Here is a 15810-nt window from a genome sequence, read left to right as displayed (position 1 = left end):
TTCTACCCGGTGCCATAAATGGCGGAACCGACGGGATTCGAACCCGCGATCTCCTGCGTGACAGGCAGGCATGTTAGGCCAACTACACCACGGTTCCAAATAATTGCGGGGGCAGGATTTGAACCTGCGGCCTTCGGGTTATGAGCCCGACGAGCTACCGGGCTGCTCCACCCCGCGTCAGTAAAAAGTGTTTATTTCTTTGATCTTCCCAGAAGTAAAACATTCCGCTATTCAGGGAATCCTCTGGTGGAGGCTGAGGGGTTCGAACCCCCGACCCTCTGCTTGTAAGGCAGATGCTCTCCCAGCTGAGCTAAGCCTCCAATGAAAGAAGCAACTTAATGATCTTAACACATTCTTCTGATAAAAGCAATCTTTATCAGCGAAATTCGATAAAAAGTTGATGACCCGTATGGGATTCGAACCCATGTTACCTCCGTGAAAGGGAGGTGTCTTAACCCCTTGACCAACGGGCCACAATAAAGTTGTCTTTTGTGACAACAAAAAATATTATATCAATTATAAGACTATATAGCAATAGTTTATAAGGATTTTATATTTATTTATTTCTTTCAGTAAGATCTTAAGCTAGCTAATCTGCAATAATTAGAGCTGAAGTTATGCGGGTAACAGGGTGATACCCAGCTGTAACGCTATAGCCTCTACTACTTCTTCAACTGTCAACTGGTCATTATTCAGGTGGCATTGAAATATCTCCTGTGCAAGGCCCTTGAGACATCGCTCAATCTGTTGGGCGGGCCAAGAGTTATTGGAGTCACCCCGGCTATTCAATCTTCTAAGCAGTGTCTCCTGGGAAGCACATAAGGTGAAATGATGAACCTCCACGCCTTCTTGCCTTAGTCTGCCAACAATCTCCATAAAGTAGCCGGAATCCGTAACGGTCATAGGCACAATAATAGTTCCACTGTACTGAGATTCTATGTATTTTAGCATAGAATAGTTTATTTCACGCCAAAGAGGATGATCCTGAAAATCATCTTGGGAAATCTCGCGCGGAATGCTCTCTCGGATGTAATATCCTGCATTCTCCGGATCGAACACAAAAGATTGTGGTATTCTGCGGTTTAGTGCATAAGCCGTTTCCGTCTTTCCCGATCCAAACGCCCCATTAATCCATATGATCATTAATAGTCTCCCCTTGAGTTCTTTCCATTCCTGGTATTAGCGAAACGTAGCATAAACAAAAGACCCCTGCTGATTAAATCAACAGGGGTCTCTGTGCTTGGCGGCGTCCTACTCTCCCAGGACCCTTCGGTCCAAGTACCATCGGCGCTGGAGGGCTTAACGGTCGTGTTCGGGATGGGTACGCGTGGAACCCCTCCGCTATCGCCACCAAACGGGCATTTGCGGTACAAATGCTAAATTCAGGTCTCAGCATCGCCAAATGCTGAAAACAAATCTTCATTACTTGGCCACTTGGGCCTCATGAATCAGAACTTGATTCCTGAAAACTGAATCCGAAACGAAAATTGCGTCTGCCCTTCATCTCTTCGGGGCCCCCGGAAAGTATTCGGAATCGGCTTCGTCAGCCTCTTCTTCACTTTTTGGGGTAGTTTTTGGATAAGCCCTCGACCGATTAGTATTGGTCAGCTCCATGCATTGCTGCACTTCCACCTCCAACCTATCTACCTCGTCGTCTTCAAGGGGTCTTACGTATTGGGAAATCTCATCTTGAGGGGGGCTTCACGCTTAGATGCTTTCAGCGCTTATCCCGTCCGTACGTAGCTACTCAGCCATGCTCCTGGCGGAACAACTGATGCACCAGCGGTACGTCCATCCCGGTCCTCTCGTACTAAGGACAGCTCCTCTCAAATTTCCTGCGCCCACGACAGATAGGGACCGAACTGTCTCACGACGTTCTGAACCCAGCTCGCGTACCGCTTTAATGGGCGAACAGCCCAACCCTTGGGACCTACTTCAGCCCCAGGATGCGATGAGCCGACATCGAGGTGCCAAACCTCCCCGTCGATGTGGACTCTTGGGGGAGATAAGCCTGTTATCCCCAGGGTAGCTTTTATCCGTTGAGCGATGGCCCTTCCATGCGGTACCACCGGATCACTAAGTCCGACTTTCGTCCCTGCTCGACTTGTTGGTCTCGCAGTCAAGCTCCCTTATGCCTTTGCACTCTTCGAATGATTTCCAACCATTCTGAGGGAACCTTTGAACGCCTCCGTTACTCTTTAGGAGGCGACCGCCCCAGTCAAACTGCCCGCCTGACACGGTCCCCGTACCCGATTAGGGTACCAGGTTAGAACCTAGATACGATCAGGGTGGTATCCCAACGGCGCCTCCGCAGAAGCTTGCGCTCCTGCCTCTACGGCTCCCACCTATCCTGTACAGATCGTACCCAAATTCAATATCAAGCTGCAGTAAAGCTCCATGGGGTCTTTCCGTCTTGTCGCGGGTAACCTGCATCTTCACAGGTATTAAAATTTCACCGGATCTCTCGTTGAGACAGCGCCCAAGTCGTTACGCCATTCGTGCGGGTCAGAATTTACCTGACAAGGAATTTCGCTACCTTAGGACCGTTATAGTTACGGCCGCCGTTTACTGGGGCTTCGGTTCACAGCTTCGGATTGCTCCTAACCGCTCCCCTTAACCTTCCAGCACCGGGCAGGCGTCAGCCCGTATACTTCGCCTTGCGGCTTCGCACAGACCTGTGTTTTTGCTAAACAGTCGCTTGGGCCTTTTCACTGCGGCCCCCTCGGGCTATTCACCCTACCGAGGCACCCCTTCTCCCGAAGTTACGGGGTCATTTTGCCGAGTTCCTTAACGAGAGTTCTTCCGCGCGCCTTAGAATTCTCTTCTCGCCTACCTGTGTCGGTTTGCGGTACGGGCACCTTCTCCTGACTAGAGGCTTTTCTTGGCAGTGTGAGATCATGACCTTCGCTACTATAATTTTCGCTCCCCATCACAGCCCAGCCTTAATGGTGTGCGGATTTGCCTACACACCAGCCTCACTGCTTAGACGGACATCCATCAGTCCGCGTCACTACCCTCCTGCGTCACCCCATCGCTCATAGCGGATTACGGTGGTACAGTAATTTCAAACTGTTGTCCTTCGACTACGCCTTTCGGCCTCGCCTTAGGTCCCGACTTACCCTGAGCGGACGAGCCTTCCTCAGGAAACCTTGGGCTTTCGGCGGATCAGATTCTCACTGATCTTTTCGTTACTCATACCGGCATTCTCACTTGTATGCTGTCCAGCGCTCCTTACGGTACACCTTCAACCTGCATACAACGCTCCCCTACCCCAGATACATAGTATCTAGCCATAGCTTCGGTGGTGTGTTTAGCCCCGTTACATTTTCGGCGCAGAGTCACTCGACCAGTGAGCTATTACGCACTCTTTCAATGGTGGCTGCTTCTAAGCCAACATCCTGGTTGTCTGTGCAACTCCACATCCTTTCCCACTTAACACACACTTGGGGACCTTAGCTGATGGTCTGGGCTGTTTCCCTTTTGACAATGGATCTTAGCACTCACTGTCTGACTCCCGGCAAGAAGTTAATGGCATTCGGAGTTTGACTGAGCTTGGTAACCCTTGCGGGCCCCGCACCCAATCAGTGCTCTACCTCCACCACTCCATTCACCGAGGCTAGCCCTAAAGCTATTTCGGGGAGAACCAGCTATCTCCGAGTTCGATTGGAATTTCTCCGCTACCCCCACCTCATCCCCGCATTTTTCAACATACGTGGGTTCGGGCCTCCAGTGCGTGTTACCGCACCTTCACCCTGGACAGGGGTAGATCACACGGTTTCGGGTCTACGTCCACATACTAAATCGCCCTATTCAGACTCGCTTTCGCTGCGGCTCCGGCTTCTCACCTTAACCTTGCATGTTAAACGTAACTCGCCGGTTCATTCTACAAAAGGCACGCCATCACCCATAGATCGGGCTCTGACTTTTTGTAAGCACACGGTTTCAGGTTCTATTTCACTCCCCTTCCGGGGTGCTTTTCACCTTTCCCTCACGGTACTGTTTCACTATCGGTCGCCAGGTAGTATTTAGCCTTAGCAGATGGTCCTGCTGGATTCATACGGGGTTTCACGTGCCCCGCACTACTCGGGATCCGTCTCGGAGAGAACACAGTTTAGGTTACAGGGCTTTTACCTCTATCGCGGGCCTTTCCAGACCTCTTCACCTACCATATTCCTTTGTAACTCCATGTGAGACGTCCCACAACCCCAAGGGGCAAGCCCCTTGGTTTAGGCTGTTCCGCGTTCGCTCGCCGCTACTGACGGAATCACTATTGTTTTCTCTTCCTCAGGGTACTTAGATGTTTCAGTTCCCCTGGTCTGCCTCTATCTCCCCTATGTATTCAGAGAGAAGTAACTGCGAATTACCACAGCTGGGTTTCCCCATTCGGACACCCCCGGATCAAAGCTTGCTTACAGCTCCCCGAGGCAGTTTCGTTGTTCGCCACGTCCTTCGTCGGCTCCTGGCGCCTAGGCATCCTCCGTGTGCTCTTATTAGCTTAACCAATCGCTCTGGTATTTGGTTTATTCGCTCATCTTGTTTTAAACAGCGCTTCCAGACCACTCTGTCCGCCAGTCTGTTTAAAGGCAAAAGTCGCTCACAATCCAAAACCTTCGCTCAGTATCACTATTAATTAAAACTTGTTTACACAAGTTTCAGCTAAAAGATATTCTAAAACGCAAATTCGTTTCGGTATCCAGTTTTCAAGGATCAAGGTACTACTTGAGAGCTTAAACTCTCAAAACTGACCAACGAGTGAGTAACAGGCCTAAACCTGAGTTTTGGAAGTAATACTTCCGATTTGAATGTTTCCGTTGCAGGAAACGATTCTCCATAGAAAGGAGGTGATCCAGCCGCACCTTCCGATACGGCTACCTTGTTACGACTTCACCCCAATCATCTACCCCACCTTCGGCGGCTGGCTCCCTTGCGGGTTACCCCACCGACTTCGGGTGTTGTAAACTCTCGTGGTGTGACGGGCGGTGTGTACAAGACCCGGGAACGTATTCACCGCGGCATGCTGATCCGCGATTACTAGCAATTCCGACTTCATGCAGGCGAGTTGCAGCCTGCAATCCGAACTGAGACCGGCTTTGCTGGGATTGGCTCCACCTCGCGGCTTCGCTTCCCGTTGTACCGGCCATTGTAGTACGTGTGTAGCCCAGGTCATAAGGGGCATGATGATTTGACGTCATCCCCACCTTCCTCCGGTTTGTCACCGGCAGTCACTCTAGAGTGCCCAGCACTACCTGCTGGCAACTAAAGTCAAGGGTTGCGCTCGTTGCGGGACTTAACCCAACATCTCACGACACGAGCTGACGACAACCATGCACCACCTGTCTCCTCTGTCCCGAAGGCCGCCACTATCTCTAGTGGATTCAGAGGGATGTCAAGACCTGGTAAGGTTCTTCGCGTTGCTTCGAATTAAACCACATACTCCACTGCTTGTGCGGGTCCCCGTCAATTCCTTTGAGTTTCAGTCTTGCGACCGTACTCCCCAGGCGGAGTGCTTACTGTGTTAACTTCGGCACCAAGGGTATCGAAACCCCTAACACCTAGCACTCATCGTTTACGGCGTGGACTACCAGGGTATCTAATCCTGTTTGCTCCCCACGCTTTCGCGCCTCAGCGTCAGTTACAGCCCAGAAAGTCGCCTTCGCCACTGGTGTTCCTCCACATATCTACGCATTTCACCGCTACACGTGGAATTCCACTTTCCTCTTCTGTACTCAAGCCACCCAGTTTCCAGTGCGACCTCAGGTTGAGCCCAAGGTTTAAACACCAGACTTAAATAGCCGCCTGCGCGCGCTTTACGCCCAATAATTCCGGACAACGCTTGCCCCCTACGTATTACCGCGGCTGCTGGCACGTAGTTAGCCGGGGCTTTCTTCTCAGGTACCGTCACTCCGGTAGCAGTTACTCTACCGGACGTTCTTCCCTGGCAACAGAGCTTTACGATCCGAAAACCTTCATCACTCACGCGGCGTTGCTCCGTCAGGCTTTCGCCCATTGCGGAAGATTCCCTACTGCTGCCTCCCGTAGGAGTCTGGGCCGTGTCTCAGTCCCAGTGTGGCCGTTCACCCTCTCAGGTCGGCTACGCATCGTCGCCTTGGTGGGCCGTTACCCCACCAACTAGCTAATGCGCCGCAGGCCCATCTCCTTGTAGCAGATTGCTCCGCCTTTCATCCTTCGTCCATGTGAACAAAGGAATTATCCGGTATTAGCTACCGTTTCCGGTAGTTATCCCAGTCAAAGAGGTAGGTTGCCTACGTGTTACTCACCCGTCCGCCGCTAAGTTAATCCAGAGCAAGCTCCTTCATAACTCCGCTCGACTTGCATGTATTAGGCACGCCGCCAGCGTTCGTCCTGAGCCAGGATCAAACTCTCCAAATTGGTATTTAGAAAGAGCGATTGCTCAATTTGAAACATCTGACGAGAATTTACATTCTCTAATTTCGGATCTCACTTGCGTGATTTCCATACTCACTCGTTGTTCAGTTTTCAAAGATCAAGCTCGTTGTCAGTGTCGTTTATCTCGTCACCAGCAACTCTTATAATATATCATGTTTTCCGATTCAATGCAACACTTATTTTTCATCATGTTAGCAATATCAATCGTTCAACACGTTCCAATCATCCAAGCATTCCTTCTGCTTGCGACTGGATTTATAATATAACATGTAACCTCTAACAAAAACAACCCACAGGATTTACCATTTTTATTTTAGTACTATTAGTATCGTTAGCTATACTATGCATGACGCTCTTCCTAATGATGAATAGACAAACACCAGAGGGCCTGCATCATAAGATGCAGGCCCTCTGGTGCAATAGGCAAATCTCAATCCAAGCCTAATTTAATTTGATATCCATGGATTTTTACTTTTCTTCGAAGTTCCCGTGCGGCCTGATTGTTTCGAACGTTGTTTAGGTGCAGTTTTATTTGATTTGTCAGCAGATAGACCTGAGGTTTTAACTTTTGGTGTACCCGCTTTTCCCGAGCTGGCTTTGTTCTTAACTGCGGTTCCTGCACTGACGGCTTCCGCTGCTTGAGGAACATTCTGCGCAATAACCTCCGGCTCAAGAATTTCTGGCACACGATTGTGATGAGCATAATTCTCCATCCCCGGATACATCGGATATCCAGGAATCCCATGTATTCCTAACGGGGCAACAGCGGCCTCATTCGGCATTGAGAAGGGTCCAGCTCCGTAAGGAGAAACCGCACCGGGCTGTGGCATATAGGGTGACATATTATTATATGCAGGCTGCTCATAAGTATAGGGCTGAACCGGCATTCCTCCACCACAGCCGCAGGTCGGCCAAGGAAGGTTCATGGACTGACCGCCGTACTGCGGAACTGCGTACGCAGAATAATCAACAGGAGGATTATTCTCAGCCATAGCCGCATTTACATACTCGGGGGCTGCATTTGGATACCAAGCATTGGAATAGTCAGTTGCGGGATACATGTTACCCGGATAATCATACGGAGAAGCACAGTCCGGCATATACGCGTTCGGCTGGATAAAACCCGGGGCCGCATTCATACCCATCACTGGCATCGGCTGCTCATAATACGGATATGCCGGGGGGCAATCGAAATAATATGGATTTTCGTTTAACCCGGGATAACCTGCTGTTTTTTCGCATGGTGAGTCCTTATGGTCAGGCCAGGTTGCCGGCTGCACCTCAGATTTCTCCTTTTCTTTGGGCATCTCATAGGTTATGGCTTCCTGCGCAGGCACAGAAATTTGTACAAACAGACTTTGTGTTTCATGCACTACTTCCTGAATGGGAGCTACTTCAGGCGCTTTATTCGGAAGAGGTGCGGCAACCTGAACAGGAGCCGGTGCGGGATTCGGAGCCGGGGTTGAGACAGGGGAGATCGTCTTAACGGGCTCTTCCTTCGGTCCGGTATAGGTTTTTCCGCCAACCTTTGTTTTGTCTACCACCTCAGGCGATACAGCAAGCGGCTGAACCGGAGTTGCATTCGCATTCGCATTGGATTGCATAGGTTGCATGGACTGAGCCTGAATTGGAGTCGGCTCATTCGCCTTTTTGGGAATATTGACAACTTCACCGGTCATGAGCGCATTAGGATTCTTGAGATGCGGATTGGCGTCAATGATCTCTTTCAAGGTAATTCCCCATGCTTTGGATAATTTCCACAACGTATCGCCTTGTTTAACGGTGTGCTTGTAGTAAAGCTCATTGTTTTCCGGAACAAGCATCGGAGCCGCAGGGATTTTAACTTTATCCCCAATAACAAGCACTTCTGGATTACTGATCTGCGGGTTAGCCTCAATAATCTTTTGGAGCGTTACTCCATACTTTTGTGATAATGCATACAGCGTATCGCCTTTTTTAACAATGTGTATTTTCACGCAGCATTTACCTCCTACAAATTTTGTGAGCCTATGCATCCAGATCAGTACGACACATTCCTGACCTAGACGGCATATGCCAAAGAGTTGTGAAGCGATGCATTCTTTACAGCTATGCTGCAACCCCCGCTCTAGGCAATTCCGATTTCCCGGCTCTGCTCTCAAGCATCGTAAAATGCGGTACAGCCGCCTCCTTCGTTACTACATCTTATGCAGCCCATGGGCGATTGACATCATGTGAACAAAAAAAATCCTTTCATGACTGGCATGAAAGGATTTGCTTATGTTAAATCAATAATTTAGTTGAATCACTATTCCCAGACTTTGTAGCCGTCTTTATCCACCGCATTACGGAATTCTTCAAGCAATTGCAGTGTAATCGGTCCGGCATGCCCTGCTCCGATAATCCGTCCATCGATTTCGCGGGCTGCAATAACCTCGGCTGCCGTTCCGGTGAAAAAGACTTCGTCGGCAATATAGACATCATGCATGGTGAACGGCTCTTCCTTCAGCGGAAGTCCCAGCTTCTCACAGAGTTCGATAATGGCCAGACGGGTAATTCCTTCAAGTGCACCAAGGTAGCAAGGCGGCGTGTACACCACACCTCTTTTGACGATGAAGATATTATCCCCCGAACCTTCCGTTACGTACCCTTGAGCGTTCATCATAATCGCTTCGTCAGCCTCAGCGAGATTGGACTGAATCTTGACGAGGATGTTATTGAGGTAGTTGAGTGATTTGATCTTCGGATTCAGTGCATCCGGGATATTGCGCCGCTGTGATACGGAAACCGCCCGCAAACCGTTAAGGTAAGCCTGCTCCGGATAGATAGCCAGCTGCTCCACAATGATAATCACACTCGCCTTAGGGCAACGCCGTGGATCCAGCCCCAGATTTCCGGGCCCCCGCGAAACGATCAGACGGATATAGCCGTTGCGCATATCGTTCAAGCGAATCGTCTCAGCCATAGCCTCCAGCATTTCATCGTAAGTCAGCGGAATGTCCAGCATAATTGACTTGGCCGAATCATACAGCCTGTCCAGATGCTCTTTGCATTTGAAGATGTTGCCGTTATAAATGCGAATGCCTTCGAAAATGCCGTCTCCATATAAGAATCCATGATCAAAAACGGATACCTTTGCATTTTCCTTTGTTACGTGTTGTCCATCCAGATAGATCCATTGCTCAGCCATGAACTTACTGCACCTCCGCTTTCTCTTCCTCATAGGTGTATGTGGGATAGGAGCCAAGAATCCGCACCTGACAGCCCAATGCTTTGATCTCCTCAATCGCCGCCGGGAGCAGGACCGATTCTATCGGTTCCAGCACATCAATGTAAAAATAATAAGTACCCAGTTTCTTCTTCGTAGGCCGTGATTCAATACGCGATAAATTCAGACGCCGCCATGCAAATGCAGACAGCACCTGATGTAAGGCTCCCGGAAAATCCTCCGGCAGGGTTACAAGAATACTCGTCTTGTCTCCAACACTCTTGCGGGGAATCTTCAGCTTGTGCGGGCCTACAAGCACAAACCTTGTGTAATTATTATGGTGGTCTGTGATTTTCCGGTCAAGGATCTCCAGGCCATGCGTTGTGGCACCGAGTGCCGTGCCGATTGCTGCCCAACCTTTACCCGGATTGTTCTTTACAATTTCCACTGCTTCGGAAGTGCTTCCGACCGACTCCAGCTCAGCCCAAGGGGCATGCTCACGGATAAACTGCAGGCATTGGGCCATGGCAACAGAATGGGAAAGGATCTTTACAATCTTAGTATAATCCTTATTTCCGCTGTCATCCTTGAACTCCTGCGGGTTGCAGATGAGATTCTGTATCGACGGAAAGATCCACTCCGCCTGCATTGGAAGATTCACTTCATTAATGAGCCAATCGATATGCAGACTGACCGAACCTTCAATCGTGTTCTCAATGGGAATGACACTGTAATCAGTGGCACCGCCTGCCGTAGAGAGAAAAACGTCGGAAATCAGCTTATGATGTTCAAGCTTTACAGACTCAGCACCAAACAAGTGCAGCAGCGCTTCGTGGGAGACGGTACCCTGCGGCAATACCGCTATTGACTTCATGACTGTATTTCTCCTTTTATCATATCCAAAAATGATTGCTTTTGCATCCCGTTTCTTTCAAGCAGCTCAGTGGTAACCCCGGAAGTACATGGAGGCAGCCAGCGAGTGCGAGCCGGGATCCCGTGCTGCTGCATCGTTTCTTTCAAAAATCGCTCAAGCTCCTGCTTCCTGCCCTCGCGCCGGTCGACCAGACAAAGAAGTGTAGGGCCCGCGCCACTAAGAGCAATTCCCAGCGCTCCATGCTGCGGGGCTTCGGCGAGCAGCTTCTCCATCCCCGGCACCAGCGGCGCACGGTATGGCTGATGCAGCCGGTCCTGCATGGCCCGGCTGATGAGATCAAGCCTGCCAGAGGCCAGTGCCGCCGTCAGCAATGAGGTACGGCTGATGTTAAACACTGCATCGCCCACCGTGATTTCGGAGGGAATGACCCCACGCGCTTTGACCGTGGCCAGCTCAAATTCAGGGATCACAACAAGCACTTCCAGATCCTGTGGCGGCTCCAGACGGATATAGTCGGCATGCCCGCCATCCCAGACAGCCGTAATGATTCCCCCGAACAGGGACGCTCCAACATTGTCGGGATGCTTCTCCAGTGCAGTGGCCATATCAAACAGTCGGGCATTGTCCAGCGGTGTACCAATCATAGCATTAGCTGCTGCCATTCCGCCAATAATGGCTGAAGCGCTGCTGCCAAGCCCCCGTGTCAGCGGAATCTCGGAATACATGGAAATCGACAACTCAGGGATGGTAACCCCAGCTTCCGCAAAAACCATTTGGGCTACCTGGTAGAGCAAGTTATTCTTGTCCTGGGGCACACCCTTCATCTCATCACCATGTAGGTGAAAAACGGTTTCCGCAGCTTCCTCCATCTCAATCCAGGCATACAGCGACAAGGCCATACCCAGTGTATCAAAACCCGGTCCAAGATTGGCGGTACTGGCAGGGACTTTAACTCTAGACCTTCCGTAAATACTCATGGCTGATGAAATCTCCTTCGTTATTTTTACGCGGTTCCTGATATCTGGAACTTACTCCGTTGTCAGCCTTCCACACGATAATGGCTCTTGATCCGGTGGATGACCGCAAGCTGCTCCAAATGCCGCATTACCTTATTCATACTCGCCTTGCTTGCATTGTGCGTCACAATTATGATCTCCGCATCAGTATTATTTGGGTTGGCTTGCTGCACAACGGAATCGAGGCTGACATCGTATTCGGCAAACACCTGGGTGATCTTCGCCAGTACACCCGCTTTATCATCTACATGCAGCAGCAAAAAGTTCTTGAAAAAGATGTCCTCGTCGCTCTTCAGCTTCTTTTGCTTATATGGGACAATCTGCTTAAGACCGTTAACGCCCAGTTTCAGGTTCTTGATAACCGCCACCAGATCGGCAACGATAGAGGTTGCTGTAGGCATCGCACCTGCTCCCGCACCATAAAACATAGTCTCTCCTACCGCTTGCCCGAATACATACACCGCATTATAGACACCGTTGACGGAAGCGATCGGATGGCTGGCCCGGATCATTGTCGGCTGAACACTGATACTGAACGCCTCGTCTTCACATTCCGCGATTCCCAGCAGCTTCATTTCATAACCAAGACGTTTAGCAAACGCGATATCCTCTTTACTCACTCCCGAGATGCCTCTCACACTGACATCGCTGAGTTCAACATTTGTACGGAAGCCAAGCGTGCCGAGGATCGCCATCTTGCGTGCAGCATCGAGACCTTCAACGTCGGAGGTCGGGTCAGACTCAGCATATCCAAGTCCTTGCGCTTCCTTAAGAACATCATTGTAGGACGCGCCTTCCTGGCTCATTTTGCTCAGTATGTAATTGGTTGTTCCATTCACTATCCCCATAATCTTAATAATCTTATCTGATGAAAAGCCTTCGATCAGCGTGCGGATAATCGGAATTCCTCCGGCAACACTTGCCTCATAAAACACATCACATTGCTTCTCCTGCGCTTTGGCCAGAATCTCCGAGCCGTGCAGCGCCATCAAATCTTTATTGGCGGTTACAATATGTTTGCCGCGTTCCAGCGCTTCAAGGATATATTCCTTCGTTCCGGCAATGCCGCCCATCACTTCGACGATGACATCAATTTCAGGATCACGGATAACCTCCCATGGATCTGAAGTCACTTTGGAGGCATCTACTTCGATTTCACGGGGTTTATCCGTATTCTTCACAGCAATGCGCTCAATGAGAATCGGGGAGCCCACTTGACTGCTCAGATCCTCCTGATTTCCTTCTACGATACGGACCACGCCCGTACCTACTGTTCCCAGCCCCAATAAACCAACTTTAACCGGCTTCATTTGAATCCTCCTAAAAGTTATATGAAGCTATACTTCACAGAATAATGATCGCGATAAAACTGCTTCGTAAACATCTTAACCCTGGCCGATAATAAAAGCGCGCTTCACTCCAGAAATTTCCTTCAGACCATCAAGCATGTCGCCCATTTCTTCATTCAAATGCGAGATCTCCACGGAGATCACAACATTGGCCCGCCCTTGGAGCGGAATACTCTGGTGGATCGTCAGCACGTTGGCTCCGTGAACTGCCACACAGCCGAGTACCTTGGACAGCATACCGGACTCATGCTCCAGATCAATGGAGATCGTGACAATGCGTTCGCGCTCCAGTTGATGAATCAGATGTATGCCGTCCTTATATTTATAAAAAGCGCTGCGGCTAAGTCCAACCCTCTCAACACCCTCGTGCACCGTCTTGGCATCTCCCGCCTCAAGCAGCTGTTTGACCTGCATCGTCTTCAGCACAGCATCAGGCAATATGTCCTCACGGACCAAATAATAGCGTTCTTTCACGAACGTCCTCACCCCAAAGACTTTTGTGTTTTCTTAGTGGACATTATATAGGATTCAACCCGAATAACGCAACACATTTTCACACGGGGGTCATGAATACACTGCAAGAATGAAGCTCCCCACGTCCTCTAAGCAGCTAACGGACAGTCTCTCAGCACTTTAATGTATGCCAATTAACCTAAACCAAACAGAATATTACATAAAAAAACGCCGCCTCCGTCCTCCTTGCCAGGAAAAACGTAGTCGGCGTTTCTTCTATCTGCTTTATAGCGTGTAACGTGCAGCCTGCACCACTATTAATAGTAGCTGCTGTTCTCTACAAACTCGAATTCGAAATCGGCAATGCGGACAATCGTGCCTTCTACAGCCCCACGCTTACGCAGTTCCGCATCTACACCCATGTGGCGCAGGGTACGGGCCAGCTTCAGGATCGCATCATGCGTACTCAACTGCATACGCTTGATCATCCGCTCAATGCGCGGACTGTTAACAACAAACGCATCGTTGTCGCGGGTGATGGTGAAGGAGTTATCCTCTTCCGCCTCCAGCTTATATACCTTGCGTTCAGAGGTTTCTGCCACCTCTTCAACCACCGGAGCAACCGGAATGCTGTCAAGGATATCTGTGGCGCGGTAGAGCAGCTCCTGCACCCCTTGGCGTGTAAGTGAGGAGATCGGCATAATCTCCAGATCCGGACGCAGCTCGGCTACCCGTTCACGGAAAGAACTGAGGTTCTCCTCCGATTCAGGCATATCCATTTTGTTCGCCGCGACAATCTGCGGACGGTCAATCAGACTTGCGTTGTACTGCTTCAGCTCATCATTAATCATGACCCAATCCTCAAAGGGATCTCGCCCCTCGGAACCGGACATATCCACGACGTGGATAATAATGCGTGTGCGCTCGACATGGCGCAGGAACTCGTGTCCCAGGCCGATGCCTTCGCTGGCCCCTTCAATCAGTCCGGGCAAATCCGCCATGACAAAGCTCCGGCCGTCGCCGACATCCACCACACCCAGGTTCGGAGTAATCGTTGTGAAGTGGTAGGCTCCGATCTTCGGTTGAGCTGCGGAGACTACCGACAGCAGTGTCGATTTCCCGACACTCGGGAATCCAACCAAGCCTACATCAGCCATTACCTTCAGTTCCATCACTACATAACGTTCCTGGCCTTCTTCCCCATTCTCAGCCAGCTCAGGCGCTGTATTGGCAGCAGTGGCAAACCGGGTATTCCCCCGTCCGCCCCGTCCGCCGCGCGCTACAACAACCTGCTGTCCGTGACGGGTCATATCGGCGATCACTTCCTGGGTGTCGTCGTCGATCAATACAGTTCCCGGAGGAATCCGCACGATCATATGCTCGGCATTGGCACCATGCTGACTCTTGTTGCGGCCTTTTACACCACGTTCTGCTTTAAAATGGCGCTGATAACGAAAATCCATCAGTGTACGCAAACCTTCATCCACCCGGAAAATAACGTCGCCGCCGCGTCCGCCGTCACCGCCGGCAGGCCCGCCTTCCGGCACATACTTTTCACGCCGGAACGCTACCAGTCCATCGCCTCCGTCGCCGCCTTTAACATAAATCTTAGCCTTATCTACGAACATTCATGTTCACCTTCCTTACATCTCCAGCGGTAAACGCAGTTTCACATGAGCTCTGTCCTGCTCCAACTGCTCCGCCTTCATAATTTTTCCTTGGACTATATTATAAATTTGCCCCTGCAGCAGCTCGGGATTGCTATGCTCACCCTCACCTTCGAAAGAGATCAGAATGTCTCCTCCATCCTGTATAAAGCTTAGGCGGAGTCTTTGGGTATCGCCCTGCGGAACAAGTCCGCTGTATTGGTATGCCCTTACCGTCTGCATAATCACCGAAGTAAGCTCGTCGCCTTTCTCCTGACTTAGCTTGTCCTCCAGCTGCAAGCCTTCCTCCACCTGCACTTCCAGCTCCAGATTGCTGCGGAATGTGCGGAAAGACTGCAAATAAAACACCAGCGAAGGGATTCCCAATTTGGCGATACGGCTATCAAGCGCTATACGTTCCTTTATTCTTTCCACACATTGCACGGATTTATCAGGCTTGCCCAACTGGATATATCCGTAAAGCACCTGCAGATCATTCATCCAATCATGACGATGATGATTCAGTGTCCGGTTCGCCGCCTGTTGCAGAGTCTTCTCCTGTATGCGCAGTTCCTCTTCAAAATGACGCCGGTTGTAAATAAAGCTGAAAGCAAGCACCCCAGCTACCCATATTCCAAGCAGCAGGCATGTGAAAAGGGAGGTATGCCAATACACGAGACCTAAAGGAAGCAATACGGATAACATGACTGCCCAGACGAAACTTTTCCAGGATTTCATTCTTTCTCCCCGTCCCTCAGTTCGCAAAATTCATGTCTAATTCAATATTCACATTGATGAAGCATATGCCATTTTCCAGTATAACACAGGCCTTCACGGCAATCATTAGCATTCAGAGAGCAAGTGAATGAAATATCGC

9 protein-coding genes, 4 tRNA genes and 3 rRNA genes are annotated in these 15810 nt (G+C 50.2%); all 16 read right to left on the bottom strand.

Annotated elements, in window-relative coordinates; translation table 11 throughout:
- Window positions 1–19: 19 nt before the first annotated feature.
- A tRNA-Asp gene (locus NYE29_RS17165) sits at window positions 20–97 on the bottom strand.
- Window positions 98–103: 6 nt separating this feature from the next.
- A tRNA-Met gene (locus NYE29_RS17160) sits at window positions 104–177 on the bottom strand.
- A gap of 67 nt (window positions 178–244) precedes the next feature.
- Window positions 245–320 (bottom strand) — tRNA-Val (locus NYE29_RS17155).
- Window positions 321–401: 81 nt separating this feature from the next.
- Window positions 402–473 (bottom strand) — tRNA-Glu (locus tag NYE29_RS17150).
- Window positions 474–615: 142 nt separating this feature from the next.
- The gene (locus NYE29_RS17145) at window positions 616–1143 is read right to left on the bottom strand and encodes an AAA family ATPase (protein WP_340896873.1); all 528 of its coding nucleotides are present in this window, start codon (window positions 1141–1143) and stop codon (window positions 616–618) included.
- Window positions 1144–1238: 95 nt separating this feature from the next.
- A 5S ribosomal RNA gene (rrf, locus tag NYE29_RS17140) occupies window positions 1239–1355 on the bottom strand.
- Window positions 1356–1574: 219 nt separating this feature from the next.
- Window positions 1575–4501, bottom strand: a 23S ribosomal RNA gene (locus NYE29_RS17135).
- Window positions 4502–4834: 333 nt separating this feature from the next.
- Window positions 4835–6390: ribosomal RNA gene (locus tag NYE29_RS17130) — 16S ribosomal RNA — on the bottom strand.
- The 16S, 23S and 5S rRNA genes sit together here, the layout of an rRNA operon.
- A 464-nt stretch (window positions 6391–6854) precedes the next feature.
- A complete protein-coding gene (locus NYE29_RS17125) occupies window positions 6855–8384 on the bottom strand; it encodes a LysM peptidoglycan-binding domain-containing protein (RefSeq protein ID WP_340896872.1) in 1530 nt (509 codons plus the stop codon).
- 311 nt (window positions 8385–8695) lie between these two features.
- Window positions 8696–9577 (bottom strand): branched-chain-amino-acid transaminase, encoded by an 882-nt coding sequence (gene ilvE / locus NYE29_RS17120; RefSeq protein WP_038595656.1) that lies wholly within the window; start codon window positions 9575–9577, stop codon window positions 8696–8698.
- A 4-nt stretch (window positions 9578–9581) separates the two neighbouring features.
- A complete protein-coding gene (pheA, locus tag NYE29_RS17115; RefSeq protein WP_340896870.1) occupies window positions 9582–10469 on the bottom strand; it encodes a prephenate dehydratase in 888 nt (295 codons plus the stop codon).
- Window positions 10466–11446: a homoserine kinase gene (gene thrB, locus NYE29_RS17110; protein WP_340896869.1), complete on the bottom strand. Its 981-nt coding sequence runs from the start codon at window positions 11444–11446 to the stop codon at window positions 10466–10468. Before thrB ends, pheA begins: the two co-directional genes overlap by 4 nt.
- Window positions 11447–11508: 62 nt before the next feature.
- Complete coding sequence (locus tag NYE29_RS17105) at window positions 11509–12795, bottom strand: homoserine dehydrogenase (protein ID WP_340896868.1); 1287 nt, start codon at window positions 12793–12795, stop codon at window positions 11509–11511.
- Between the two features lie 75 nt (window positions 12796–12870).
- On the bottom strand, window positions 12871–13308 hold the full coding sequence (locus NYE29_RS17100) for an ACT domain-containing protein (RefSeq protein ID WP_340896867.1): 438 nt from the start codon (window positions 13306–13308) through the stop codon (window positions 12871–12873).
- 296 nt (window positions 13309–13604) lie between these two features.
- The gene (gene obgE / locus NYE29_RS17095) at window positions 13605–14915 is read right to left on the bottom strand and encodes a GTPase ObgE (protein ID WP_340896866.1); all 1311 of its coding nucleotides are present in this window, start codon (window positions 14913–14915) and stop codon (window positions 13605–13607) included.
- A gap of 15 nt (window positions 14916–14930) precedes the next feature.
- Window positions 14931–15671 carry a Spo0B domain-containing protein gene (locus NYE29_RS17090; protein ID WP_038595671.1) on the bottom strand — a complete coding sequence of 247 codons (741 nt, stop codon included), beginning with the start codon at window positions 15669–15671 and terminating at the stop codon, window positions 14931–14933.
- Window positions 15672–15810 lie beyond the last annotated feature (139 nt).

The sequence above is a fragment of the Paenibacillus sp. FSL M7-1046 genome (assembly GCF_038007405.1).
Classification (GTDB): Bacteria; Bacillota; Bacilli; order Paenibacillales; family Paenibacillaceae; genus Paenibacillus_AQ.
Note: the sequence above shows the minus strand (reverse complement) of the source record. Positions and strands in the feature narration are given on the sequence as shown.

What these genes read in the sequence shown, in the direction of transcription:
- NYE29_RS17145 (WP_340896873.1), bottom strand. Translation starts at nt 1,143, where the DNA reads ATGATCATATGGATTAATGGGGCGTTTGGATCGGGAAAGACGGAAACG.
- ilvE (WP_038595656.1), bottom strand. Translation starts at nt 9,577, where the DNA reads ATGGCTGAGCAATGGATCTATCTGGATGGACAACACGTAACAAAGGAA.
- pheA (WP_340896870.1), bottom strand. Translation starts at nt 10,469, where the DNA reads ATGAAGTCAATAGCGGTATTGCCGCAGGGTACCGTCTCCCACGAAGCG.
- thrB (WP_340896869.1), bottom strand. Translation starts at nt 11,446, where the DNA reads ATGAGTATTTACGGAAGGTCTAGAGTTAAAGTCCCTGCCAGTACCGCC.
- NYE29_RS17105 (WP_340896868.1), bottom strand. Translation starts at nt 12,795, where the DNA reads ATGAAGCCGGTTAAAGTTGGTTTATTGGGGCTGGGAACAGTAGGTACG.
- obgE (WP_340896866.1), bottom strand. Translation starts at nt 14,915, where the DNA reads ATGTTCGTAGATAAGGCTAAGATTTATGTTAAAGGCGGCGACGGAGGC.
- NYE29_RS17090 (WP_038595671.1), bottom strand. Translation starts at nt 15,671, where the DNA reads ATGAAATCCTGGAAAAGTTTCGTCTGGGCAGTCATGTTATCCGTATTG.